24 protein-coding genes are annotated in these 23,810 nt (G+C 73.1%); 13 read left to right on the top strand and 11 right to left on the bottom strand.

The window, feature by feature from the left end; translation table 11 throughout:
* The first annotated feature begins 327 nt into the window (after window positions 1–327).
* A complete protein-coding gene (gene gdhA, locus AC0GKK_RS22805) occupies window positions 328–1,665 on the top strand; it encodes an NADP-specific glutamate dehydrogenase (protein ID WP_489882486.1) in 1,338 nt (445 codons plus the stop codon).
* A gap of 78 nt (window positions 1,666–1,743) precedes the next feature.
* Here gdhA and AC0GKK_RS22800 read toward each other — a convergent pair whose 3' ends face one another.
* The 3 genes from AC0GKK_RS22800 to AC0GKK_RS22790 are packed head-to-tail and all read right to left on the bottom strand — an operon-like array spanning window position 1,744 to window position 5,206.
* The gene (locus AC0GKK_RS22800; RefSeq protein ID WP_062396708.1) at window positions 1,744–2,493 is read right to left on the bottom strand and encodes a succinate dehydrogenase/fumarate reductase iron-sulfur subunit; all 750 of its coding nucleotides are present in this window, start codon (window positions 2,491–2,493) and stop codon (window positions 1,744–1,746) included.
* Window positions 2,494–2,505: 12 nt separating this feature from the next.
* The gene (locus AC0GKK_RS22795) at window positions 2,506–4,482 is read right to left on the bottom strand and encodes a fumarate reductase/succinate dehydrogenase flavoprotein subunit (RefSeq protein WP_489882485.1); all 1,977 of its coding nucleotides are present in this window, start codon (window positions 4,480–4,482) and stop codon (window positions 2,506–2,508) included.
* A 4-nt stretch (window positions 4,483–4,486) separates the two neighbouring features.
* On the bottom strand, window positions 4,487–5,206 hold the full coding sequence (locus AC0GKK_RS22790; RefSeq protein WP_178372991.1) for a succinate dehydrogenase cytochrome b subunit: 720 nt from the start codon (window positions 5,204–5,206) through the stop codon (window positions 4,487–4,489).
* Window positions 5,207–5,293: 87 nt separating this feature from the next.
* Between AC0GKK_RS22790 and AC0GKK_RS22785 the strand changes: the two genes are divergently transcribed.
* Window positions 5,294–6,253, top strand: a complete 960-nt coding sequence (locus AC0GKK_RS22785; protein ID WP_350589121.1) for a LysR family transcriptional regulator — start codon at window positions 5,294–5,296, stop codon at window positions 6,251–6,253.
* Window positions 6,254–6,261: 8 nt separating this feature from the next.
* On the opposite strand, the gene AC0GKK_RS22780 is transcribed toward AC0GKK_RS22785, so the two are convergent.
* Window positions 6,262–6,696 carry an STAS domain-containing protein gene (locus AC0GKK_RS22780; RefSeq protein ID WP_489882484.1) on the bottom strand — a complete coding sequence of 145 codons (435 nt, stop codon included), beginning with the start codon at window positions 6,694–6,696 and terminating at the stop codon, window positions 6,262–6,264.
* Between the two features lie 135 nt (window positions 6,697–6,831).
* Between AC0GKK_RS22780 and AC0GKK_RS22775 the strand changes: the two genes are divergently transcribed.
* Window positions 6,832–8,199 carry a mycothione reductase gene (locus tag AC0GKK_RS22775; protein ID WP_489882483.1) on the top strand — a complete coding sequence of 456 codons (1,368 nt, stop codon included), beginning with the start codon at window positions 6,832–6,834 and terminating at the stop codon, window positions 8,197–8,199.
* On the opposite strand, the gene AC0GKK_RS22770 is transcribed toward AC0GKK_RS22775, so the two are convergent.
* On the bottom strand, window positions 8,196–9,368 hold the full coding sequence (locus AC0GKK_RS22770; protein ID WP_357439348.1) for a low temperature requirement protein A: 1,173 nt from the start codon (window positions 9,366–9,368) through the stop codon (window positions 8,196–8,198). The genes AC0GKK_RS22775 and AC0GKK_RS22770 overlap by 4 nt on opposite strands.
* Before the next feature lie 53 nt (window positions 9,369–9,421).
* On the opposite strand from AC0GKK_RS22770, the gene AC0GKK_RS22765 reads away from it, so the two are divergent.
* Genes AC0GKK_RS22765 through AC0GKK_RS22750 form a run of 4 tightly spaced genes read left to right on the top strand, consistent with a single transcriptional unit; the run spans window position 9,422 to window position 12,397 of the window.
* Window positions 9,422–10,576, top strand: coding sequence for a low temperature requirement protein A (locus AC0GKK_RS22765; RefSeq protein WP_405415904.1), 1,155 nt, complete (start codon window positions 9,422–9,424; stop codon window positions 10,574–10,576).
* Window positions 10,577–10,592: 16 nt separating this feature from the next.
* On the top strand, window positions 10,593–11,081 hold the full coding sequence (locus AC0GKK_RS22760; RefSeq protein ID WP_100878385.1) for a carboxymuconolactone decarboxylase family protein: 489 nt from the start codon (window positions 10,593–10,595) through the stop codon (window positions 11,079–11,081).
* A 12-nt stretch (window positions 11,082–11,093) separates the two neighbouring features.
* Window positions 11,094–11,432 (top strand): GNAT family N-acetyltransferase, encoded by a 339-nt coding sequence (locus tag AC0GKK_RS22755; protein WP_179762151.1) that lies wholly within the window; start codon window positions 11,094–11,096, stop codon window positions 11,430–11,432.
* Window positions 11,429–12,397, top strand: a complete 969-nt coding sequence (locus AC0GKK_RS22750) for a pirin family protein (RefSeq protein ID WP_357439351.1) — start codon at window positions 11,429–11,431, stop codon at window positions 12,395–12,397. The genes AC0GKK_RS22755 and AC0GKK_RS22750 overlap by 4 nt, the downstream gene beginning before the upstream one ends.
* 7 nt (window positions 12,398–12,404) lie before the next feature.
* Here AC0GKK_RS22750 and AC0GKK_RS22745 read toward each other — a convergent pair whose 3' ends face one another.
* A complete protein-coding gene (locus AC0GKK_RS22745) occupies window positions 12,405–12,680 on the bottom strand; it encodes an ACT domain-containing protein (RefSeq protein ID WP_208820980.1) in 276 nt (91 codons plus the stop codon).
* Between the two features lie 187 nt (window positions 12,681–12,867).
* Here AC0GKK_RS22745 and AC0GKK_RS22740 point away from each other — a divergent pair, with 187 nt between their 5' ends.
* Window positions 12,868–13,620: an SGNH/GDSL hydrolase family protein gene (locus tag AC0GKK_RS22740; RefSeq protein ID WP_476652188.1), complete on the top strand. Its 753-nt coding sequence runs from the start codon at window positions 12,868–12,870 to the stop codon at window positions 13,618–13,620.
* 114 nt (window positions 13,621–13,734) lie between these two features.
* Window positions 13,735–14,376 carry a cupin domain-containing protein gene (locus AC0GKK_RS22735; protein WP_357439359.1) on the top strand — a complete coding sequence of 214 codons (642 nt, stop codon included), beginning with the start codon at window positions 13,735–13,737 and terminating at the stop codon, window positions 14,374–14,376.
* Window positions 14,377–14,389: 13 nt separating this feature from the next.
* On the opposite strand, the gene AC0GKK_RS22730 is transcribed toward AC0GKK_RS22735, so the two are convergent.
* From AC0GKK_RS22730 to AC0GKK_RS22720, 3 genes are read right to left on the bottom strand one after another with little or no spacing between them, the layout of a single operon-like run.
* Window positions 14,390–15,799 carry a dihydrolipoamide acetyltransferase family protein gene (locus tag AC0GKK_RS22730; protein ID WP_489882482.1) on the bottom strand — a complete coding sequence of 470 codons (1,410 nt, stop codon included), beginning with the start codon at window positions 15,797–15,799 and terminating at the stop codon, window positions 14,390–14,392.
* A complete protein-coding gene (locus AC0GKK_RS22725; RefSeq protein ID WP_489884051.1) occupies window positions 15,796–16,764 on the bottom strand; it encodes an alpha-ketoacid dehydrogenase subunit beta in 969 nt (322 codons plus the stop codon). The genes AC0GKK_RS22730 and AC0GKK_RS22725 overlap by 4 nt, the downstream gene beginning before the upstream one ends.
* 23 nt (window positions 16,765–16,787) lie before the next feature.
* The gene (locus tag AC0GKK_RS22720; protein ID WP_405415890.1) at window positions 16,788–17,846 is read right to left on the bottom strand and encodes a thiamine pyrophosphate-dependent enzyme; all 1,059 of its coding nucleotides are present in this window, start codon (window positions 17,844–17,846) and stop codon (window positions 16,788–16,790) included.
* Window positions 17,847–18,017: 171 nt separating this feature from the next.
* On the opposite strand from AC0GKK_RS22720, the gene AC0GKK_RS22715 reads away from it, so the two are divergent.
* Entirely contained in the window at window positions 18,018–18,446 is a 429-nt protein-coding gene (locus tag AC0GKK_RS22715) for an Lrp/AsnC family transcriptional regulator (RefSeq protein WP_301548968.1), read from the top strand.
* Between the two features lie 4 nt (window positions 18,447–18,450).
* Here AC0GKK_RS22715 and paaK read toward each other — a convergent pair whose 3' ends face one another.
* Window positions 18,451–19,782 (bottom strand): phenylacetate--CoA ligase PaaK, encoded by a 1,332-nt coding sequence (gene paaK / locus AC0GKK_RS22710; protein ID WP_489882481.1) that lies wholly within the window; start codon window positions 19,780–19,782, stop codon window positions 18,451–18,453.
* The gene (gene paaZ, locus AC0GKK_RS22705) at window positions 19,782–21,812 is read right to left on the bottom strand and encodes a phenylacetic acid degradation bifunctional protein PaaZ (protein ID WP_489882480.1); all 2,031 of its coding nucleotides are present in this window, start codon (window positions 21,810–21,812) and stop codon (window positions 19,782–19,784) included. Before paaZ ends, paaK begins: the two co-directional genes overlap by 1 nt.
* Window positions 21,813–21,956: 144 nt before the next feature.
* Between paaZ and AC0GKK_RS22700 the strand changes: the two genes are divergently transcribed.
* The 3 genes from AC0GKK_RS22700 to AC0GKK_RS22690 are packed head-to-tail and all read left to right on the top strand — an operon-like array spanning window position 21,957 to window position 23,766.
* A complete protein-coding gene (locus AC0GKK_RS22700) occupies window positions 21,957–22,775 on the top strand; it encodes an enoyl-CoA hydratase/isomerase family protein (protein ID WP_251786640.1) in 819 nt (272 codons plus the stop codon).
* Window positions 22,772–23,368, top strand: a complete 597-nt coding sequence (locus tag AC0GKK_RS22695) for a TetR/AcrR family transcriptional regulator (RefSeq protein WP_062396736.1) — start codon at window positions 22,772–22,774, stop codon at window positions 23,366–23,368. The genes AC0GKK_RS22700 and AC0GKK_RS22695 overlap by 4 nt, the downstream gene beginning before the upstream one ends.
* Window positions 23,365–23,766, top strand: a complete 402-nt coding sequence (locus AC0GKK_RS22690; RefSeq protein WP_405415877.1) for a GNAT family N-acetyltransferase — start codon at window positions 23,365–23,367, stop codon at window positions 23,764–23,766. Before AC0GKK_RS22695 ends, AC0GKK_RS22690 begins: the two co-directional genes overlap by 4 nt.
* The last annotated feature ends 44 nt before the right edge of the window (window positions 23,767–23,810 follow it).

Genomic DNA, 23,810 nt, shown 5'->3' with positions numbered 1-23,810 from the left:
CGCGGGAGCTCCTGTCGTCTCACCGGCACCATGACCCGGTGCGGGCCCGGACACAGCGCCGTGTCCAACTCGTCACCACGCGGGGGCGCGGGACCGCCAGAGAATACGACGCGGATCACATGTGATCTACGTCGGTGTCCGATTCGGTCCCGAATGGAGATGTGGCTCACAGCGGCCGGGGTCACACCGTCTGTGATCCGATCGATGCCTCTGCGGAACGGCCGCGGTGGTCTCATGAACAGTCGACCCGGCCGATCCCGGGCATCCCCGGTCCGTGACCGGCCGCCGGCGCCCTGCCGGTCGCCGAGAGGAGAACGAGCAGCACCGATGCACCCCACCCTCGAACCCATCCACCAGCGCGTCCTGGACCGCAACCCGGGCGAGACCGAGTTCCACCAGGCCGTCCACGAGGTGCTGGAGAGCATCGGCCCGGCTGTGGACAAGCACCCGGAGTACGCCGAGGCGCGGATCGTCGAGCGGATCTGCGAGCCCGAGCGGCAGATCATCTTCCGGGTGCCGTGGGAGGACGACGACGGGGACATCCACATCAACCGGGGCTTCCGGGTGGAGTTCAACAGCGCGCTGGGCCCGTTCAAGGGCGGTCTGCGGTTCCACCCGACCGTGCTGCTCGGGACGGTCAAGTTCCTCGGCTTCGAACAGATCTTCAAGAACGCCCTGACCGGGCTGCCGATCGGCGGCGGCAAGGGCGGATCGGACTTCGACCCGCGGGGGCGCTCCGATCGCGAGATCATGCGCTTCTGCCAGAGCTTCATGACCGAGCTCTACCGCCACCTCGGTGAGTACACCGATGTCCCCGCCGGGGACATGGGTGTCGGCGGCCGCGAGCTCGGCTACCTGTTCGGCCAGTACAAGCGCATCACCAACCGCTACGAGTCCGGTGTGCTGACCGGGAAGGCGCTGGCCTTCGGCGGTGCGCAGGTCCGGCGCGAGGCCACCGGCTACGGCAGCGCGTTCTTCGCCCGTCGCGCCCTGGAGGTCCGCGGGGACTCGCTGGAGGGCAAGGACGTCGTGGTGTCCGGCTCGGGCAACGTCGCGCTCTACACCGTGGAGAAGGTCCACCAGCTCGGCGGCCGGGTCGTCGCGGTGTCGGACTCCGACGGCGTCGTGCACGACCCCCAGGGGGTGGACCTGGAACTGCTCAAGGACATCAAGGAGGTCCGGCGCGAGCGGCTGCACGTCTACACCGACAAGATCGGGCGCGCCGAGTTCTCCACCGACCGCTCCATCTGGGACGTGCCCTGCCAGGTCGCGCTGCCCTCGGCGACCCAGAACGAGCTCGACGCCGACGGCGCCCGCGCCCTGCTGCGCTCGGGATGCCTGTTCGTCGGTGAGGGCGCGAACATGCCGACGACCCCGGACGCGGTGGAGGTGCTGTGCGAGGGGGGCGCGATCTTCGCCCCGGGCAAGGCCGCGAACGCCGGCGGTGTCGCGGCGTCGGCGCTGGAGATGCAGCAGAACGCCTCGCGCGACTCGTGGAGCTTCGAGTACTCGGAGAACCGGCTGAGCGAGATCATGACCGACATCCACGACCGCTGCCACGCCACCGCCGAGGAGTACGGACGACCGGGCGACTACGTCGCCGGGGCGAACATCGCGGGCTACGCCCGGGTCGCCGACGCGATGCTGGCGCTCGGCCTGGTCTGAGCGACCGGCTCGCCGACGACAACGGGGCCCGGTCACCACTGCGGTGGTGACCGGGCCCCGGCCGTCGTCGCGGGTCCGCTACTTCTTGCGGCCGCCCACCGTGGCCGCGAGGTAGTCGCGGTTCAGCTGGGAGATCACGTCGAGCGGGATCTCCTTCGGGCAGGCGGTGGCGCAGGCGCCGGTGTTGGTGCAGCCGCCGAAGCCGGCGGCCTCGTGCTCCTCCACCATGCTGACGACGCGCTCGTAGCGCTCCGGCTGGCCCTGCGGCAGCTCACCCAGGTGGGTCAGCTTCGCGCCCAGGAACAGCGACGCCGACCCGTTCGGGCAGGCCGCGACGCAGGCACCGCAGCCGATGCAGTTCGCCGCGGCGAACGAGCGGTCCGCGGCGACCTTCGGCACGGCGTTGGAGTTGGCCTCCGGCGCCGACCCGGTGTTCACCGAGACGTAGCCGCCGGCCTGGATCATCTTGTCGAACGCGGCGCGGTCGACGACGAGGTCCTTGATGACCGGGAAGGAGCCCGAACGGAACGGCTCGATGACGATGGTGTCGCCGTCGGAGTAGTGCCGCATGTGCAGCTGGCAGGTGGTGGTCGCCCGCTGCGGGCCGTGCGGCCGGCCGTCGATGACCATGCTGCACGAGCCGCAGATGCCCTCGCGGCAGTCGTGGTCGAACGCGACCGGCTCGTCGCCGGAGAGGATCAGCTTCTCGTTGAGCACGTCGAGCATCTCGAGGAACGACATGTCCTCGTCGGCGTCGACGGTGTAGTTCACCAGGCGACCCTTGTCGACCGCGTCGCGCTGGCGCCAGACCTTCAGATTGAGCTTCACGGGGTCCTCGCCTTACTTGTAGCTGCGCTGGGTCGGGTGCACGTACTCGAACGTGAGCTCCTCCTTGTGCAGGACCGGAGCCTGCCCGCGGCCGGTGTACTCCCAGGCCGAGGTGAAGGAGAAGTTCTCGTCGTCGCGCTGCGCCTCGCCGTCCTCGGTCTGGCTCTCCCCGCGGAAGTGACCGCCGCAGGACTCGCGACGCACGAGCGCGTCGAGACACATGAGCTCGCCGAGCTCGAGGAAGTCGGCCACCCGGCCGGCCTTCTCCAGGCTCTGGTTGAGCTCCGCGCCGGTACCCGGCACCTTGACGTTGTTCCAGAACTCGCGACGGAGCTCGGGGATGCGGTCCAGCGCCTTGCGCAGACCCTCCTCGGTGCGCTCCATCCCGCAGTAGTCCCACATGATCTGGCCCAGCTCGCGGTGGAACGAGTCCACCGTGCGGGTGCCGTTGATCGACAGGAACTGGTCGATCCGGTCGGTGACCGACTGCACGGCCTCGACGACCTCGGGCGCGTCGTCCGGGACGGCGTCGAGCTCGTTCTTGGCCAGGTAGTCGCCGATCGTGACCGGGAGGACGAAGTAGCCGTCGGCCAGGCCCTGCATCAGCGCGGAGGCGCCGAGCCGGTTCGCGCCGTGGTCGGAGAAGTTGGCCTCGCCCGCCACGTAGAGACCCGGGACGGTCGACTGCAGGTCGTAGTCGACCCAGAGGCCACCCATCGTGTAGTGCACGGCGGGGAAGATCCGCATCGGGACCTCGTACGGGTTCTCACCCGTGATCCGCTCGTACATCTCGAACAGGTTGCCGTACTTGTTCTCGACGGCCTTGCGGCCGAGCCGCTGGATGGCGTCGTCGAAGTCCAGGTACACGCCCAGACCCGACGGTCCGACGCCGCGCTTCTCGTCGCAGACCTCCTTGGCGGCCCGGGACGCGATGTCGCGGGGCACCAGGTTGCCGAACGCCGGGTACTTGCGCTCGAGGAAGTAATCGCGCTCGTCGTGCGGGATCTCGTTCGGCCCGCGGTCGTCGCCGAGCTTCTTCGGGACCCAGACGCGGCCGTCGTTGCGCAGCGACTCCGACATCAGGGTCAGCTTCGACTGGTGGTCGCCGGAGACCGGGATGCAGGTCGGGTGGATCTGGGTGAAGCAGGGGTTCGCGAACAGCGCGCCCTTGCGGTGCGCCCGCCAGGAGGCGGTCACGTTGCAGCCCTTGGCGTTCGTCGACAGGTAGAAGACGTTGCCGTAGCCGCCGGAGGCGAGCACGACCGCGTCGGCGGTGTGCACCTCGATCTCGCCGGAGACCATGTCGCGCGCGACGATGCCGCGGGCGCGCCCCTCGACGACGATCAGCTCCAGCATCTCGTGCCGGGCGTACATCTCGACGGTGCCGGCCTTCACCTGGCGCTCCAGCGCCTGGTAGGCGCCGATCAGCAGCTGCTGGCCGGTCTGGCCGCGGGCGTAGAAGGTGCGGGAGACCTGCACGCCGCCGAACGAGCGGTTGTCGAGCAGACCGGCGTAGTCGCGGGCGAACGGGACGCCCTGCGCGACGCACTGGTCGATGATCTGGCGGGAGATCTCGGCGAGCCGGTGGACGTTGGACTCCCGCGCACGGAAGTCGCCGCCCTTCACGGTGTCGTAGAACAGCCGGTACACGCTGTCGCCGTCGTTGCGGTAGTTCTTCGCCGCGTTGATGCCGCCCTGCGCGGCGATCGAGTGCGCGCGCCGCGGGCTGTCCTGGTAGCAGAACGTCTTGACGTGGTAGCCGGCTTCGCCGAGCGTCGCGCTCGCGGAGCCGCCGGCCAGGCCGGAACCCACGACGATGATCTTCTTCGAGCGCTTGTTCGCCGGGTTGACCAGCTTGACGCCGAACCGGCGGCGCTCCCAGCGGGTCTCGATGGCACCCGAGGGGACCGCCTTGTCGACGACCGGCTCACCGGTCGCGTAGTCGGCGTAGGCCACGTGGTGGGACGAGGCGTCAGTGCTGTCAGTCATGGGATCAGACCACTCCGAACGTGACGGCGAGGGGCACCGAGATGAAGCCGAGGGTCAGCACGGCGGCGAAGACCGTCGACACCACCTTGATGGTGCGCTCACGGCTGTTCGACGACCACCCGAGCGTCTGGATGCCCGAGAAGATGCCGTGCTGGACGTGGAAGCCCAGCGCGACCACCGCGAGGACGTAGAACAGGGTGACGTACCAGCGGGCGAGGGTGAAGTCGGCCGCGAGGTTGTCGGCCACCGCGAGGTGCACGCCGTTCGGGTTCAGCGTGCCCGCGGTGAGGTCGAGCAGGTGGTAGATCACGAACAGCGCGATGATCACGCCGCCCCAGCGCATGGTGCGGGCCGCGTAGCTGCCCTTGACCTGGTAGGAGCCACCCGCGTACTTGATCGGGCGGGCCCTGCGCGCACGCAGGGCGAGCATCGTCGCCGACCAGATGTGGGCGACCACCGCGACGACCAGCACCACGCGGACGATCCAGAGCATGCCCGAGTAGGGCAGCGCCGGCTCCAGGATGGTGCGCAGCCAGGCCGCGTAGTGATCGATCGCCTCGGGGCCGAAGAAGATCTTCAGGTTCCCGATCATGTGCAGCGTGACGTAGCCGAGCAGCACGACGCCGCTCACCGCCATCACGAACTTCAACAGCGCACTGGGCGTGCGCGGGCGCCGGGGTGCGGCGGGCTTGGCTCCGCCGCCGGCCCGGGACTTCTCGGACATCGTGACCACGTCCTCCAGTGGACATACCAACGGGTAAGGCAGTCCAATGCATGAAACGGTCTCCGCTCATAGCCGTAAGCTATGCGCGTGACACTTCAGCAGCTCATGTACTTCGTCGCCGTGGCGAACGTGCGCAGCTTCACTCGGGCGGCCGACCAGGTGGGTGTCGCCCAGCCGACCCTGAGCCGCGCGCTGCGGGCGTTGGAGGACGAGCTGGGCTCCCCGCTGATCAACCGCGGGTCGGCCGTCACGCTGACCCCGGCCGGTGAGGCGGTGCTGCCACTGGCACGCAGGATGCTCGCCGATTCCGACATGGTCCGCACGACGGTGGCCGAGATGGTCGGCCTGCGCAGCGGCCGGGTACGGGTCGGGGCGACGCCGTCGCTGTGCATCGGCGTGCTGTCCGACGTGCTGCGGGTCTTCCACTCCCGGCACCCCGAGATCGCCGTCGAGCTCGCCGAGGACGGCTCGCAGCCGCTGGAGGCGGCGCTGGTGCAGGGGGAGCTGGACGTCGCGCTGGTGATCGTGCCCCCCGACGGTGTGGACCCGACCCTGCACACCGCTCCCCTGCTGCGCGAACGGCTCTCGGTCGCCTCGCCGCGGGCGCGCAGGCCGCTGACCCCGCGCGGGTCGATGACGGTGTCCGAGCTCGCCCGGCACGACCTGGTGATGGTGCGCCGGGGCTACGACCTGCGGGAGGTGACCCTGCGGGCCTACGCCGTCGCCGGGGTCACGCCGCGGATCGCCGTCGAGGGCGGTCAGATGGACGCGGTGCTGCGCATGGTCGAGGCCGGCACCGGGGTGGCGGTGGTGCCGGACCTGACGTTCATCGGGCGGCCGCGGCTGCGGCGCACGGTGCTCAACCCGGCGATCCACCGCACGGTGGCGCTGGCGCGGCGGGCCGACATCGCCCCCACCCCGGCCGTCATCGCCTTCGCGGACACGCTGCTGGAGCACATGTCCGACACCTCGGCGTCGCTGCGGGAGGGCACGACCGACGTCCAGGTGCTGCACCGGCACCGGACCGGCCGGGATCTGCTCGGCTGAGGGCGGGGTCAGTCGGGCACCGGGAACAGCGGGGCGTGGCCCCCGGGGCTCTCCGGCGGCGGGTGCGGGTCGAGCAGCCGCAGGTGTTCCAGGGTGCCGGTGACCTGCAGGACCCGGCGGACCTGGCGCGCCGCGCCGCAGTACAGCTCCAGCACCACCCCGGCCGCGGCGGCGTCGCGGTGGCAGTCCAGCAGCGCCGCGATCCCGGCCGAGCCGAGGAAGCCGACCGCGGACAGGTCCAGCACGATCCGCGGGGCCGCGGCGAACCAGGCGCCCACCTGCTCGGCCAGGAACGGCGCGGTCGCCACGTCGACGTCGCCGACGGCGTGCAGCGCCACCGGCCCCGACGGGTGCGGCACCGCCTCCACGGCCAGGCCGCCGCCCTCCGCGGTCGCGGCGGACAGGCCGGGCACTCCTCCCGGGCCCTCCGTCGGATCGGTCATCACCGGCCGCCTCCCGCGGGGCGCCGCGCCACCGCCGGGGCCAGAGTGCCAGTACCGCACGCCGATCGCCCGATGACGGCGGCGTCGTCGCCCCGTCGACGCGCGGCACGCCGCCGGTCTTCCTACGCTCGGCGGGTGGCCCATCACGATCTCGCAATCGTCGGCACCGGATCCGGGAACATGATCGTCGACGACCGCTTCGACGGTCTCGATGTCGCCCACGTCGAGGCGACCCGGTTCAGCGGGACCTGCCTCAACGTCGGCTGCATCCCGACCAAGATGCTCGCCTACACCGCCGAGGTCGCCGAGACCGTGCGGGCGGCGTCGTCCTACGGCGTGGACGCCCGGATCGACCGGATCCGCTGGAGCGACATCCGCGACCGGGTCTTCGCCCGGCTCGACCCGATCGGCGACGAGGGCCGCGACCACCGCCGTGCCCACGGCACCGTCTACGACGGCGTGGCCCGCTTCACCGCGCCGCGCGCGATGACGGTGGACCTGGGCGACGGCGGCACCGCGGAGTTCACCGCGGACCGGATGGTGCTCGCCGTCGGGGGACGGCCGGTGGTCCCGCCACCGGTCGCGGACTCGGGCGTCCCGTTCCACACCTCCGACACGATCATGCGGATCGACGAGCTGCCCGAGCACCTGGCGATCATCGGAGGCGGCTACATCGCGGCCGAGTTCGCGCACGTGTTCGGCGGGCTGGGCTGCGCGGTCACGATCATCGAGAGCGCCGACACACTGCTGGGCGGGATGGACGAGACCGTCGTGGAGCGGTTCACCGACGCCGCCCGCGAGCGCTTCACCGTCCACACCGGCCGGACGGTGGAGAAGGTCACCGGCGGCGAGGGCGACGTGCGGCTGCACCTCGACGACGGCACGGAGGTCCGGGCCGACCGGCTGCTCGTCGCGGCCGGGCGCCGTCCGAACTCCGACCGGCTCGGCCTGGACCACGCCGGGGTCGACACCGACGACGCCGGCCGCGTCGTCGTCGACGCCCACGGCCGCACCACCGCCGACGGGGTGTGGGCGCTGGGCGACATCTCGACCCCGCACCCGCTCAAGCACGTCGCGAACCACGAGGCCGAGGTGGTCGGGCACAACCTCGCCCACCCCGACGACCTGCGCGAGGTCGACCACGGGTCCGTGCCGGCCGCGGTGTTCACCACCCCGCAGATCGGCTCCGTCGGGCGCACCGAGCAGCAGTGCCGCGAGGAGGGCCTGGAGTTCCGGGTCGGGTTCCACGAGTACGCCGACGTCGCCTTCGGCTGGGCGCTGGAGGAGCAGCGCGGGTTCTGCAAGGTCCTCGTCGCCCCCGACGGCACGCTGCTGGGGGCGCACCTGCTCGGCCCGCAGGCGTCGACGATGGTCCAGCAGCTGGTGCAGGCGATGGCGCTGGGCGTGACCGCGGAGCGGCTCGCCCACGTCCAGTACTGGATCCACCCCGCCCTGACCGAGGTGCTGGAGAACGCGCTGCGCGACGCCGTCGAGGAGGACTAGGCGCGCCGCTCGGTCAGCTCGGTGACCACGGCCAGCCCGACCACCACGGCGAGCACGACCAGGCCGATCACGATCGCGGGCAGCGCGTGCCCGGCGACGAGCGCGACCGCCGCGGCCGCGGCCAGCACGGCCGCGGCGACGTAGCGCGACCGCCCGACCGTCCCGGTGCGGCCCTGCAGGTAGAGCTTGTTGCCCACGAGGTAGAGCAGCGGACCGCCGACCGAGGTCAGCACCAGGGCCGGGGTGTTCTCCGGGTGTGTGAGGTGCAGGTCGATCGCGACCGCGAACAGCACCGCGCCGGCCACCATCAGGCCGTGTGCGTAGGCGAACGCGGCCCGCGCCGCGCGGGTCGACCCGTCGCCGGAGGCAGCCCGGGTGCCGTGTCCGGCGAGCGCGAAGTAGGACCACCACAGCGCGACCAGTCCGGCGAACCCGAGCAGGGTGATCACCACCGCGTAGGGGGTCACGACCTCCATCTCCGACAGCGTGAAACCCATGATCAGGATCGACTCGCCGAGCGCGATGATGAACACCAGCCGGTTGCGCTCGGCGAGGTGCTCCACGTCGGTCGGCCACTCCTCCGTCGGGGTGCGGCCGAGCCCCGGCACCCGGAACTCGAACCGCGGGCCCGCCATGTCGACGGCGACGGCGACGGCCCAGACCACGAGCCGCGCCACCGGCGGGAGGAACGCGCCGACGACCATCAGCACCGACGCGGCCGTGCTCCACACCAGCAGGTTGCGGTAGTTGCGGGCCATGACGTGCCCGCGCGCGCTCACGACGAGGAACAGCGGGCGGCCGATCTGGGCGGCGGCGAAGCACAGCGCGAACAGCAGCCCGGAGTCACCGAACGCGCCCGGCAGGGCCAGCGCCATCCCGAGCGCCGTCAGCATCAGGCCGGCGTTGAGCACCCGGACCGACGGGCGCGCCGGGTCCAGGTAGTTCATCGCCCAGGCCGAGTAGTTCCACAGCCACCAGACCGCGGCGAACAGCACCGCCGTCTCCAGCGCCCCGAGCGGGGTCAGGTGGTACAGCAGCGTGTGGGAGACCTGGACGATCGCGAACACGTAGACGAGGTCGAAGAACAGCTCGATCGGGGCGACCTCGGAGTCGCCCGCCCGGCGCAGCACCCGCGGCCGGGTGTCGGGTGTGGTGTCCGGTGTGGTCATCGGTGGGTCCTTCCCCGTGTCGGCGCAGCCGAAGGGTAGTGCGGCGCGCAACGATGCCCGGCGTGAACCTCGGTCTGCGCGCGATGCGCCCCCGCGACCCGGACGAGCCCCACCGGGCGGCCAGTCCGCTGGAGCTGTTCTTCGACCTGGTGTTCGTGGTGGCGGTGTCGCTGTCGTCGGCCGCGCTGCACCACTCCGAGTCCGGCGGGCACGTCGGTGCCGGGGTCGGGTCGTACCTGCTGGTGTTCTTCGGCATCTGGTGGGCCTGGATGAACTTCACCTGGTTCGCCTCGGCCTTCGACGTCGACGACTGGCTCTACCGCGTCACCACCCTGGTGCAGATGGCGGGGGCGCTGGTCCTGGCCGCGGGGACCCCGTCGGCGATGGCCGGTGAGGGCTACGGCGTGCTCGTCGCGGGCTACGTGGTGATGCGCCTGGCGATGGTCACGCAGTGGCTGCGGGCGGCCCGCTCGCACCGGGAGCTGCGGGTCACGGCGCTGCGCTACGCGGGCGGCATCGTCGTCGTCCAGCTGCTGTGGATCACCTGGGTGCTCGTGGACCCGCACCCGGTGGGGTTCGTCGTGCTGGCGCTGGCCGAGCTGGCGGTCCCGGTGGTCGCCGAGCGGGCGCGGACGACACCGTGGCACCCGCACCACATCGCCGAGCGCTACAGCCTGTTCACCCTGATCCTGCTGGGCGAGTCGGTCCTGGCCTCGACGACGGCCGTGGTCGACGCGCTGTCCTCCGCCGAGCACCTGGGCCCGCTGCTGCTGCTCTCGGCGTGCGGGCTCGTGCTGGCGGCGGGCATGTGGTGGGTCTACTTCGCCCGCGACCAGCACGAGCACCTGCGGGCCATGCCACGGGCGCTGGTGCACGGCTACGGCCACTACCTCGTCTTCGCCGCGGCCGGGGCGTTCTCGGCGGGCATCGAGGTGGCCGTCGACGTCGACACCACCGCGACCGGGCTGTCCGCCGCCGCGGCCGGGGCGACCCTGACCGTGCCGGTCGCGCTGTTCGTCCTCGGGGTGTGGGCGCTCGCGCTGCGCCCGACGCTCGCCGCCGGGCGCAACGCCGCCGTCGTCGTGCTGGCGGGGCTGCTGGGGCTGTCGGCGTTCGCGCCGTTCACCCCGGTCGTCGCCGCGGTGGTGATGGTGGCGGTGGTCGTGACCGTCGAGACGGCACCCGCCCGGAACACCGTCGCCGCGTGACGGGTTCGGAGGTGACATGGGCCGGGTGTGGATCGACAAGCAGACCCCCGAGGTGTTCCGGGCGATGACCGACGTCGTCGCGGTCGTGCGCGAGCGCGCCGCCGCGGCCGGGGTGGACCGGGACCTGCTGGAGCTGGTGAACCTGCGGGTCTCCCAGATCAACGGCTGCGAGACCTGCCTGGACACGCACTGGCGGTCGGGGCTGGCGGCCGGGCTGACCCCGCAGCGGATGGCGCTGCTCCCGGCCTGGCGCGACAGCGCCCTCTACGACGACCGCGAGCGCGCCGCACTCGGTCTCGCCGAGGCCGTCACCCGGACCGCCGGGACCCACCTCGACGACGACGCCTACGCCGCCGTCCGCGGTGACCTCACCGACGACGAGGTGTCGGTGCTGGTCTGGGCGGCGATCACCATCAACGCGTTCAACCGGGTCTCGATCCTGTCGGCGCACCCCGTCCCCGAGCGCGACGCCGACGGCCGCGTGGTGCGCCGCCGGGCGTCCTGAGAGGCTGAGCACATGTCCGGCGACACCGACGACACCGTGGTCACCCACGACACGGGCCACCACCGCTACGAGATCCTGCTCGACGGCACCGTGGTCGGCCGGGCCGAGTACGTCGACGACCACGAGCAGCGGATCTTCCACCACACCGAGGTCGACCCGGAGCTGTCCGGGCGCGGGCTCGCGAGCACCCTGGTCCGCTTCGCGCTGGACGACACCCGCGCCGCCGGGAAGCGGATCGTGCCGGTCTGCCCGTACGTGCGGCGCTGGGTGTCGACCCACCAGGGCTACGCCGACATCCTCGACCTGGTGACGCCCGACGCCGTCGCCACCGTCCGGCGGAGGGCGCGGTGAGCAACGTCGAGACCGTGCCGGAGGAGGTCGTCTGCGGGGGCGACACCGCCGCCGCGGAGCTGGTGACCCCGCGCGACGTGCCGTTGGGCGGGCCGCGTGCGATGACGGTGCGCCGCACGCTGCCCCGTCGCACCCGGTCGCTGATCGGGGCCTGGTGCTTCCTGGACCACTACGGCCCGGACCGGGTCGCCGACACCGGCGGGATGGCCGTGCCGGGGCATCCGCACACCGGGCTGGCGACGGTGTCGTGGCTGTTCACCGGGGAGGTCGAGCACCGCGACACCACCGGCGCGCACGCGGTCGTGCGCCCGGGCGAGCTGAACCTGATGACCGCAGGGTCCGGCATCGCACACTCGGAGTTCTCCACGCCCGGTACCGAGGTGCTGCACGGGGTGCAGCTGTGGCTGGCGCTGCCCGCCGCGCACCGGGACACCGCACCCCGCTTCGAGCACTACGCGCCGCCCCGGGTGCGGGCCGGGGACGCCGCGCTGCGGGTGTTCCTCGGGTCGCTGGCCGGGTCGTCGTCACCGGTGGAGACGTTCACCCCGCTGCTGGGCGCCGAGGTCGTGCTGCCCGCCGGGGCGGCGGTGACGCTCGACGTCGACGCCGGGTTCGAGCACGGCGTGCTGGTCGACACCGGCGCGGCGCGGGTGTGCGGGACGGCGGCCGCGTCCGCCGAGCTCGTGTACCTCCCGCCGGGCCGTACGACCCTGGACCTGCACGCCGGCGACGACGGCGCGCGCCTGGTGCTGCTCGGCGGGGAGCCGTTGGGCGAGCAGATCGTGATGTGGTGGAACTTCGTCGGTTCCACCCACGACGAGATCGCGGCCTTCCGGGAGCAGTGGCAGGACGAACGTGCCGCCGGGGGGCGGGAGGGCGGGCGCTTCGGGGTGTTCCCGGACGCCTGGGAGTCGACGTTGCCGGCGCCGGAGCTGCCGAACGCGCGGTTGACCCCTCGGGGATAGCCCCGGATCAGCCCAGGTCGGCGCGCACCACCGGCACGACCCGGCGCAGCTGCTCGAGGAGCAGGTCGGCGTCCCGGCCGTCGCGGGTGACGACGAGGTCGACCCGGCCGATCTCGCCGGACATGTCGACCCGCAGCGAGCGGACCTTCCAGCGGCGCGACCGCAGCGTGGTGAGGACCTTGTACAGGCCGTCGTCGGCGTCGGTCAGCAGCAGCGAGACGACGTGACCGTGCTCGGCGGGATCGCTTCCGGGACGGGTGCGCTCGGCGGTGGGGGCGTTCATCGGATCTCCGGTGTTCGAGGGCGAACGTCAGGATCCGGCCAGGTCCGGCGGGCACGACGTGCCACGCGCCGGCTCCCTGGCTTCAGCCGGCGCGCCGGGTAATGATCCGACCGCGCACGGGCCGAGGGTAACAGCCGTCACCACCCCCGGGCCGAACCGTGGCGGCCGCGACGCGGATGCTGACCCCGTGCGGTACGTGGCGATCGGGGACAGCTTCACCGAGGGCGTGGGCGACGAGGACGCGGCGGGCATCCCCCGCGGCTGGGCCGACCGGGTCGCCGCCGGGCTGGCCGGCGCCTCCGGCGAACCGGTGCACTACGCGAACCTGGCCGTACGGGGCCGGCTGCTGGCCGACGTCGTCGGGCCACAGCTGGACGCCGCGCTGGCGCTGGACCCCGCACCGACGCTGATCACGCTCAACGGTGGCGGGAACGACATGCTGCGGCCCCGCACCGACGTCGCCGGGCTCGCCGCGCTGACCGCCCGCGCCGTCGACCGCTGCGCGGCGGCGGGGGTCCGGCTGGTGCTCCTCAGCGGCGCCGACCCGTCGGACCGGCTCCCGCTGGGACGGGTCGTCCACCGCCGCGGCGCCGAGCTGTCGGCGACGGTGCGCACGCTCGCCGCCGCACAGGGGCTCACCTTCGTCGACGTGTTCGGCGACGCCGAGATCCGCAGGCCGGGCTACTGGTCGGACGACCGCCTGCACCTGGGCACGCCCGGGCACCTGCGCGCCGCCGGGCTGGTGCTGGAGGCACTCGGGGTGCGCGGCGCGACGCCCACGACGACCGTCGCCGCGACCTCGCCGACCGGGCGGGCCGCGGGACTCGCCTACTACCGCGCCCACGTCCTGCCCTGGGTCGGACGACGGCTCCGGGGACGGTCCTCCGGGGACGGCCGTCCGGCGAAGGCCCCGGCCTGGACGGTCGTCCCGGCACGCTGAGCTGCGCCGATCCGTGACCCGCCATCACGGAAGCCGCTGGAAGTGATCACCCCGACGGATCACCGTCCGCCATACCGTTGCGACTGACAACGATTTCTGCGGAAGGAGCAGGCCATGACGGGGATCAGCAGGCGACGGGCCCTGGGCGCCGGCGTCGCGGGGGTGGCGGGGATGGCGGGACTGGCCGCCACGGGCGGGACCGCCGGGGCGGGCGCCCCGACCCCGCCGCGGACCGGGCAGCCCGGCCACCTGTTCCACCTCGCGGCGACCGAGCCCGTCACCTTCGACGGCGGATGGCTGCGCGGGGCGAACGAGCAGAACTTCCCGGTGCTCGCCGGACAGCAGGGGTCGGTGTACCTGGCCCACCTCGACCCCGGCGGGATCCGGGAGCCGCACTGGCACCCGACCGCGTGGGAGCTGAACTACATCGTCTCCGGCACCGCGAAGTGGACCGTCCTCGGGACCCACCCCGACGGCGAGTACCACAACGACGTCTTCACCGCGGAACGCGGTGACCTCGTGTTCGCGCCGACGGGCCTGTTCCACTACTTCGAGAACGCGTCGACGACCGAGCCGCTCGACGTGCTCATCGTCTTCAACACCTCGACCGCCGAGCCGGACGACGACATCGGCATCGTCGGCAGCCTGAACGCGATCCCCCGTGACGTGCTGGCCGCGTCGTTCGGGGTGCCCGAGTCGGCGTTCGCGCAGGTGCCCCAGCGGATCGAGCCGGTGGTGATCACCCGCCGTCGCTGAGCGCCGGGCGGGCTCAGAGGTCGGCGAGCGCGGACAGCGGCGACTCGACGGCATCGGCGACGAAGCGGAGGAACCCGCCCGCGGTGCCGCCGTCGCAGACCCGGTGGTCGAACACCAGTGACAGCTGGGTGATCGACCGCGGGACGACCGCGCCGTCGACGACCCACGGCCGCGGCAGCACCCGTCCGACGCCCAGCATCGCGACCTCGGGATGGTTGATGATCGCGGCACTGCCGTCGACGCCGAGCACCCCGTAGTTGTTCAGGGTGAACGAGCCGCGGGTCAGCTCCGCGGCGGTGACCGAGCCGTCCCGGGCGGCTGCGGTGAGCCGGCGGATCTCGGTGTCGAGGCCGCGCATCCCGAGGCGATGGGCGTCGGCCACCGACGGGACGACCAGGCCACGGTCGGTCTGCGCGGCGATACCGAGGTGCACCCCGTCGAGGTGCACGATCTCCCCCGCCTGCGTGTCGACCCGGGCGTTGAGCTCGGGGAACCGCGCGAGACCGGCGACGACGAACCGGGCCAGGATCGCGAGCAGCCCGACCGGGCGGCCGTCGGCGCCGGTGAGCTGCGGGCGCAGGGCGAGCAGATCGGTGGCGTCGACGTCGACCCAGGTCGTGGCCTCGGGGATCTCGGCGCGGCTGCGGGTCAGGGTCTCGGCGACGGCGCGGCGGACCCCGCGCAGCGGCACGATCCCCCGCACCGCGAGCCCGGTGCGGGGGTCGCGGCCCGGTGCGGTGCCGGTCGTCGGAGCGGGCGGTGCAGGAGCAGGCGCTGCGGCGGCGGGCGGCGCGGCGGGAGCGGCCGACGCGGCAGCGGACGGCTCGGCGGCGGCAGCCTCCGCCGCGCGGGCGGCGGCGAGCGCCACGTCGTGGCGCAGCACCATGCCGCCGGGGCCGGTCCCCTCGACGGTCGCGAGGTCGATGCCGTGGTCGCGGGCGAGCCGCCGCACCACCGGGGACTGCACCGGCCGGCGCTCCCCCGGCGCGCGCTCGGCGACGGACGTCGCCGCCGGGACCGCGGACGCGGCGGCGGGCTCGGGCTCGGGCTCGGGCGAAGCGGCGGGTGCGGCGGCGGGTGCGGGCGCGGGGGCACGCTTCGCGGCCCGGCGACGCCGGCGGGCCCCCTCGTGCCCGCCGGACGTGCCGTACCCGATCAGGACGTTGCCCGACCCGGCTTCCTCGGCGTCCCCGACCGACACCAGCGGCTCCCCGACCCGCAGCGTCTCGCCCTCCGCGCCGTGCCGGGTCAGCACCGTGCCCGCGTACGGCGACGGCACCTCGACCACGGCCTTCGCCGTCTCCACCTCGGCCACGGGCTGGTCGACGCCGACGGTGTCCCCGTCGGCCACGAGCCAGCGGACCAGCTCGGCCTCGGTCAGTCCCTCCCCCAGGTCGGGCAGGGTGAACACCTGGGCACTCACGCCGGGTCCTCCCAGCCGAGCGAGTCGACGGCGTCGAGTACCCGGTCCACCCCGGGCAGGTGGTGCTGCTCCAGCTTCGGCGGCGGGTAGGGCACGTCGAACCCGGTCACCCGGCGCACCGGCGCCTCGAGGTGGTGGAAGCACCGCTCGGAGACCCGGGCGGCGATCTCGGAGGCGACCGAGGCGAACCCCGGGGCCTCCGCGACGACGACCGCCCGCCCGGTCCGGCGGACCTGCGCGCAGACGGTCTCGTCGTCGAACGGGACGATCGACCGCAGGTCGACCACGCCCAGGTCACGGTCCTCACGGGCGGCCTCCTCGGCGGCGGCGAGCGCGACCGGCACCGTCGGGCCGTAGGCGATGAGCGTCGCGTCGACCCCAGGGCGGCGGACGACGGCCCGTCCGATCGGCGGCACCGGGACGGTCGTGTCCACCTCCTCCTTGGTGAAGTAGTGCCGCTTCGGCTCCAGGAAGACCACCGGGTCCGGGTACGCGATCGCCGCGCGGAGCAGGCCGTGGGCGTCGGCGTTCGTGGCCGGGGCGAGCACGGTCAGCCCGGCGGTGTGGGCGTAGTACGCCTCGGAGGAGTCGCAGTGGTGCTCGACGCCGCCGATCCCGCCGGCGTAGGGCACCCGGATGACCATCGGCAGCCGCATCCGGCCCGAGGTGCGGTTGCCGAACTTCGCGACGTGGCTCGCGATCTGCTCGAACGCCGGATACGCGAACGCGTCGAACTGCATCTCGACGACGGGCCGCAGCCCGTTCATCGCCATCCCCACCGCCGTGCCGACGATGCCGGACTCGGCGAGCGGGGTGTCGAAGCAGCGGTGCTCGCCGAACTCGGCGGCGATCCCGTCGGTGACCCGGAAGACCCCGCCGAGCGGACCGACGTCCTCCCCGAACACGACGACGGTCGGGTCGGCGGCCATCGCCTCACGCAGCGCCGTGGTGATCGACTGCGCCATGGTGAGCTTCACGGGTCCGGTGTTCACGGCGTGACCTCCAGCTCGGCGCGCAGCCGGTCGCGCTGCTCGCGCAGCTGCGGGGTGGGGTGGGCGTAGACGTGCGCGAACAGGTCCTCGGGGTCCACCGGGGACTCGGCCGCGATGCCGGTGCGCAGGTCGGCGGCCATCCGCTCGGCGTCGTCGATGAGAGCGCGCTCGGCGTCGTCGTCGAGCAGGTCGTCGGCGCGCAGCCGGGCGCGCAGACGCAGCAGCGGGTCGCGGCCGGCCCAGGAGGCGACCTCGCTCTCGTCGCGGTAGCGGCCCGCGTCGTCGGCGTTGGTGTGGGCCTCCATGCGGTAGGTGTCGGCCTCGACCAGGGTCGGGCCGCCCCCGTCGCGGGCGCGGCGCAGCGCCTCGTCGAGCACGGTGAGCAGGGCGGGCAGGTCGTTGCCGTCGACGCACACCCCGGGCATGCCGTAGCCGAGCGCCTTGTCCGCGAGCCGGGCCGCGGCACTCTGCCGGTGCAGCGGCACCGAGATCGCGTACTTGTTGTTCTGCACCAGGAACACGACCGGGGCGCGGAACACCGCGGCGAAGTTCAGCGCCTCGTGGAAGTCGCCCTCGCTGGTGGCGCCGTCGCCGCAGAGCGCCAGGACGGCGTCGGGCTCGCCCTTGAGCCGCGCCGCGTGGGCGACGCCGACCGCGTGCAGCAGCTGCGTCGCGAGCGGGGTCGCCTGCGGGGCGACGCGGTGGGTGGCGACGTCGTACCCGCAGTGCCGGTCCCCGCGCAGCATCGTGAGCACCTCGACCGGGTCGACGCCGCGGGCGACGATCGCGGCGGTGTCCCGGTAGGTCGGGAACAGCCAGTCGCCGTCGGCCAGCACCATCGCCGCGGCCACCTGGCAGGCCTCCTGGCCACGCGAGGACGGGTACACGGCCAGGCGTCCCTGCCGGACCAGTGCACCGGCCTGCTCGTTGAGCCGCCGGGCGTGCACCAGGCCGCGGTAGCCCGCGAGCAGCCGGTCCGGCGGCGGGAGCTGCGCGCCGGGCACGGTGGTGCCGTCCGGTTCCAGCAGGCGGACGGTCTCGCGCCGGTCGTCCACGATGACTCCCCTCCGTGCGGACACAGTGCCTCGAGAATGGCGCATGATCCGTACGATCGACTGGGGGCGGTGAGATGACGAGACGATCGGCCCGCAGCGCGGCATCACTCCGGACGAGTGGTCCGGGTCACCGGTGCCCGGCGGGGCGCGGCGAGACGAACGGAGGGGCCGATGCTCGACGACATCGACCGGCGGATGGTCGCGGAGCTGCAGCGCGACGGCAGGCTGACCGGGCGCGCGCTGGCCGAGCGCCTGACGATCTCGCGGGCGAACGCCTACGCCCGCCTCGCCCGGCTCGTCGACGATCGCGTGGTCACCGGGTTCACCGCACTCGTCGACCCGGACAAGGTGGGGCTGCACACCTCGGCGTACGTGACGCTGACGGTGCGCCAGAACAGCTGGCGCGAGCTGCGCGAACAGCTGCGCGCGATCCCCGAGGTCCGGCACATGGCACTGGTCGGCGGGGACTTCGATGTGCTGCTGCTGGTGCGCACCACCGGCAACGACGCGCTGCGCAGCGTCGTGCTCGAACGCCTGCAGGCGCTGCCGACGGTCGTGTCGACGCGGACGATCCTGATCTTCGAGGACGAGTCCCGCTGACGGGTCAGGCCTTCGGCTCCCGGTGGTCCTTGAGCCGCTGCAGCTTGCCGACCGAGCGCTCCAGGGTGTCGGGGTCGACGACGTCGCAGGTCACGGAGATGCCGACGGTCTCCTTCACCGCGCGCACGAGCTCCGCGGCGGCCGGGGCGCGGCGGTCGGCAGGTGTGTCGCCGCGGGCCTCCACGCGCACGGTCATCGCGTCGAGCCTGCCCTGGGTCGTCAGCTCCAGCTGGAAGTGCGGCGCGAGCCCGGGCGTGCGGAGCACGATCTCCTCGATCTGGGTCGGGAACACGTTCACCCCGCGCAGGATGATCATGTCGTCGGACCGGCCGGTGATCTTGGCCATCCGCCGCATCTGCGGCCGCGCGGTGCCCGGGAGCAGCGTCGTGAGGTCGCGGGTGCGGTAACGGATGATCGGCAGCCCCTCCTTGGTGAGACTGGTGAACAGCAGCTCGCCCTCGGAGCCGTCGGGCAGCGGGGTGCCGTCGAGCGGGTCGACGACCTCGGGCAGGAAGTGGTCCTCCCAGATGTGCAGGCCGTCCTTGGTCTCCACGCACTCCTGCGAGACACCGGGTCCCATGACCTCGGACAGCCCGTAGATGTCGACGGCGTGGATGCCGGCCCGCTCCTCGATCTCGGTGCGCATCTGCTCGGTCCACGGTTCGGCACCGAAGATCCCGACCTGCAGGCTCGTCGACCGGGGGTCGACACCCTGGCGCTCGAACTCGTCGAGCAGGGTGAGCATGTAGCTCGGGGTCAGCATGATGACCTCGGGTGAGAAGTCGCCGATGAGCTGTACCTGGCGCGGGGTCATCCCGCCGGAGACGGGGATGACGGTCGCGCCCAGCTTCTCCGCGCCGTAGTGCGCGCCGAGCCCGCCGGTGAACAGGCCGTACCCGTAGGCGACGTGCACACGGTGCCCGGGGCGCCCGCCCGCGGCCCGGATCGACCGGGCGACGAGCCCGGCCCACCGGTCGAGGTCGCCCGCGGTGTAGCCGACGACGGTCGGGCGGCCCGTGGTGCCCGACGACGCGTGGATCCGCGCGATCCGCTCGCGCGGCACCGCGAACATGCCGAACGGGTAGGTCTCCCGCAGGTCGGCCTTGGTCGTCGTCGGGAACTTCGCGATGTCGGCGAGCTCGCGGCAGTCGTCGGGGTGGACGCCGTGGGCGTCGAACCTCGCACGGTAGTGCGGCACGTTGTCGTAGGCGTGCCGCAGCGACCACTGCAGCCGCTCCAGCTGCAGCGCGCGCAGCTCGTCGACCGACATCCGCTCGGCGGGGTCCAGCAGCTCGGCCGGGGGCGCGTCGCCCGGACGCTTCGTGGCGGTCGTCATCACGCGTCCTTCTTCGCGACGAGGGTGAGCACGTCGTAGCGGGCGACGGACTCGCCGTCCTGCCGCGTGACGTCGGCGTCCCAGCGGACCTCGCCGTAGCCGGCGGACTCGCGCGGGGTGAGCTGCTTGCAGGTCAGGGTCACGGTGAGCTCGTCGTCGAAGCGGACCGGGGTGAGGAACCGCAGCCCGTCGACGCCGAAGTTCGCGAGCACCGGGCCCGGGTCCGGGTCGACGAACAGGCCCGCGGCCAGCGAGACGACCAGGTAGCCGTGCGCGACGCGCTGCCCGAACAGCGGGTTCGCCGCGGCGGCGCCCTCGTCCATGTGCGCGTAGAACGTGTCGCCGGTGAACTCGGCGAAGTGCTCCACGTCCTCCCGGGTCACCCGGCGCGGGCCGGCGACCAGGCAGTCGCCGGGGCGCAGCTCCTCGAGATGCCTGCGGAACGGGTGCACGTCGGTGGTGTGGCGCTGCGCGCCGGTGACCCAGCGGCCGGTGATCGCGGCGAGCGAGTCGGGGTCGGCCTGGACCGCGGTGCGCTGCATGTGGTGGAACACCCCGCGCACGCCGCCCATCTCCTCGCCGCCGCCGGCGCGGCCCGGGCCGCCGTGGACGAGCTGCGGCAGCGGCGACCCGTGCCCGGTGGACTCGCCCGCGTCGCGGGCGTTGAGCACGTGCACGCGGCCGTGGAACGGCGCGACACCGAGCACGACCTCGCGGACGAACCCGGGGTCGGCGGAGACGACGGACCCGGCGAGCGAGCCCTGGCCGCGGGCGGCGTAGTCGATCAGCTGCGCAGGAGTGTCGTAGGGCAGCACGGTCGACACCGGGCCGAACGCCTCGACCTCGTGCGGCTCGGCGCGGTCCGGGTCACCGACCAGCAGCAGCGGGGAGACGAACGCGCCACGGTCGGCGTCGGCGCCGGTCACCTCGACGTGGTCGGGGTCGCCGAACACGATCCGGCCGGCGTCGCGCAGGGCCTTCACGCTGCGGCGGACCTCCTCGCGCTGGTCGAGGCTCGCGAGCGCCCCCATCCGGACGCCCTCGGCGTCGGGGGCGCCGACCACGACCGACGCGAGCCGCGCGGTGACGGCCTCGACGACGGCGTCGACGTGTGTGCGCGGCACGAACGCGCGCCGGATCGCGGTGCACTTCTGCCCGGCCTTGACCGTCATCTCGGTGGTCAGGGCCGTCACGAACAGGTCGAACTCCTCGGTGCCGGGCGTCGCGTCCGGGCCGAGCGCGGCCAGGTTCAGCGAGTCGGCCTCGGCGGAGAACCGCACGGAGTTCCGGACGATCCCGGGGTGGCTGCGCAGGGTCTGCGCGGTCGACGCCGAGCCGGTGAAGCTCACCAGGTCCTGCCCGGTGAGGTGGTCGAAGCAGTCCCCCAGCGACCCGGCGACGAACTGGACCGCGCCGTCGGGGAGCAGACCCGAGTCCACGATCAGCTCGACCAGCCTCGCGGTCAGGAACGCGGTCGGCGACGCCGGCTTGATCAGCGTGGGGACACCGGCGAGGAACGCCGGGGCGAGCTTCTCCAGCGGCCCCCAGACCGGGAAGTTGAACGCGTTGACCTGCACCGCGACTCCGTGGCGCGGGGTCAGCACATGCTGGCCGAGGAAGCTGCCGCCGCGGCCCAGCGGCTCGACCGCGCCCTCGACGAACACGGTGTCGTTGGGCAGCTCACGCTTGGCCTTCGAGGCGTAGGCGAGCAGGACCCCGATGCCGCCGTCGATGTCGAACTTCGAGTCGCCGAGGGTCGCGCCCGTGCGCGCGGAGACGGCGTAGAGCTCCTCGCGGTGCTCGCGCAGGTGCCCGCCGAGTGCCTTCAGCAGCGCGGCGCGTTGGTGGAAGGTCAGCTCGCGCAGGGCCGGGCCACCGGTGCGGCGACCGTGGGCCAGGGCCGCGCCGAGGTCCAGGCCCTCGGCGGAGACACGGGCGACCTCGTCGCCGGTCACCGCGTCGTACAACGGGCGACCGTCCCCGGATCCGGTCTGCCAGGTACCGGAGAGGTGGCTGCGGAGCAGGGTCATCGGCGAGCCTCCGTCGCACTTCGTCGTCGAAGTCAGCATTGAACCGACCGTTCGTTCGGGAAAACGTAGCACCGGACCTCGCCGACGCACCAGACTCACGTCGCACCGGGGACCGATCGTTCGGTCGGCCGCTAGGCTCACCGGATGACCTCCCCCGCCGCCGGCACCGATCCCGCCGTCCTCGTGACCCGCGACGAGACCGACCCCTCGGTCGCGGTGGTCACGCTGAACCGGCCCGCGAAGTACAACGCGCTCACCGTCGAGCTCAAGGAGGCACTGCTCGCGGCGGCCGTGGAGGTCGCCGCGGACGAGACGGTGCGTGCGGTCGTGCTGACCGGCGCGGGGAAGGCGTTCTGCGTCGGGCAGGACCTGGGCGAGCACGCCGCGGCGCTCGACGCCGACCCGGTCGACGCCCTGGGCACCGTGCGCCGGCACTACAACCCGTTGATCCGCGCGCTCAACGAGGCACCGAAGCCGGTGGTCGCCGCGATCAACGGGCCCTGTGTGGGCGCCGGTCTCGGCATCGCGCTGGCCACCGACCTGCGGATCGCCGCGGAGGGGCTGAAGTTCGCGACCGCGTTCACCGGGATCGGGCTGTCCACCGACAGCGGCCTCGCGGCGTCGCTCGCGCACGCCGTCGGCGTCTCCCGGGCGACGGAGCTGGTGCTGCTGAACGAGCAGTTCACCGCCGAGGACGCCCGCAACTGGGGCCTGGTGCGCGACGTCGTCCCGGCCGACGAGGTCCTCGGCACCGCACTGGAGCTCGCGCGCCGGTTGGCCGCCGGGCCCACCCGCGCCTACGCCGAGGTGAAGGGCGCGCTGCGCTTCGGCGCGGTCAACGAGCTCCCCGCCGTCCTGGAGTACGAGGCCGACGCCCAGGTCCGGCTGTCGACCACGCGCGACCACCAGCAGGCCGTGAGCGACTTCCTCGCGAAGAAGAAGCCCGTCTTCGAGGGCCGATGAGCTCGCCGGTCAAGCGGGCCCGGCGGCCCAGCGGCGGCCGCGACGCGCTGCTCGAGACCGCGGTCGGGGAGTTCATCGACCGCGGCTACGACGCGACGTCGATGGAGGATCTCTCGCGGGCCGCCGGGATCACGAAGTCGTCGTTCTACCACCACTTCGCGGGCAAGGAGGCCCTGCTGCGCGCGGCGCTGGAGCGCGCCGTCGAGGGGCTGTTCGGCGTGCTCGACCTGCCCGAGGCCCGCACCGGCTCCCCCGCCGACCGGCTTCGGGTGATCGTCGCCGCGCAGGTCGGGGTGCTGATGGCCGAGCTGCCGTACGTCACCCTGCTGCTCCGGGTGCGCGGCAACACCGAGACCGAGCGCTGGGCGCTGGAACGCCGCCGTGCGTTCGACGCGGCCGTGCGCGCCCTGGTCCGCGACGCCGTCGACGCCGGCGAGGTCCGCTCCGACGTCGACCCCGCCCTGGCCGCACGGCTGCTGTCCGGCACGATCAACTCGATCGTCGAGTGGTACCGCCCCGGCCGCCCCGGGACCGCCACCCTGCCCGAGGACGTCGTCCGCGCCGCGTTCTCCGGCATCGTCCCGGCGCCGTGACCGACGTCCGGGTCCGCGTCCGCCCCGAGGTCGACGACGTCGCGCTCTCCGCGCTGCACGCCGCCGGGTTCGACGAGACCCCACGCCTGCGACGCTGGTCCGCCCAGCTCGCGGCACACAGTCTGAGCTGGCTCGACGCCCGCGACGGCGACGCGCTCGCCGGGTTCGTCAACCTCGCCTGGGACGGCGACCGGCACGCGTTCCTGCTCGACCTCGTCGTCGCCGACGGGTACCGCCGCCGCGGGGTCGGCCGGGCGCTGGTCGCCGGGGCCGTGGAGCAGGCCACCGCGGCCGGCTGCACCTGGCTGCACGTGGACTTCGCCCCCCACCTGACCCCCTTCTACCGCTCCTGCGCCCTCCCTCCCACTGACGCCGGCCTCCTGCGCCTGCACGGCTGAGCAGTCGATCAGCACGTTCTCGCCCGCGACGGGGCGGAAACGTG

Source organism: Pseudonocardia sp. P-1 (assembly GCF_058111925.1).
The sequence above is the reverse complement of the archived record's forward strand: the minus strand, read 5'-3'. Positions and strand labels throughout refer to the sequence as shown.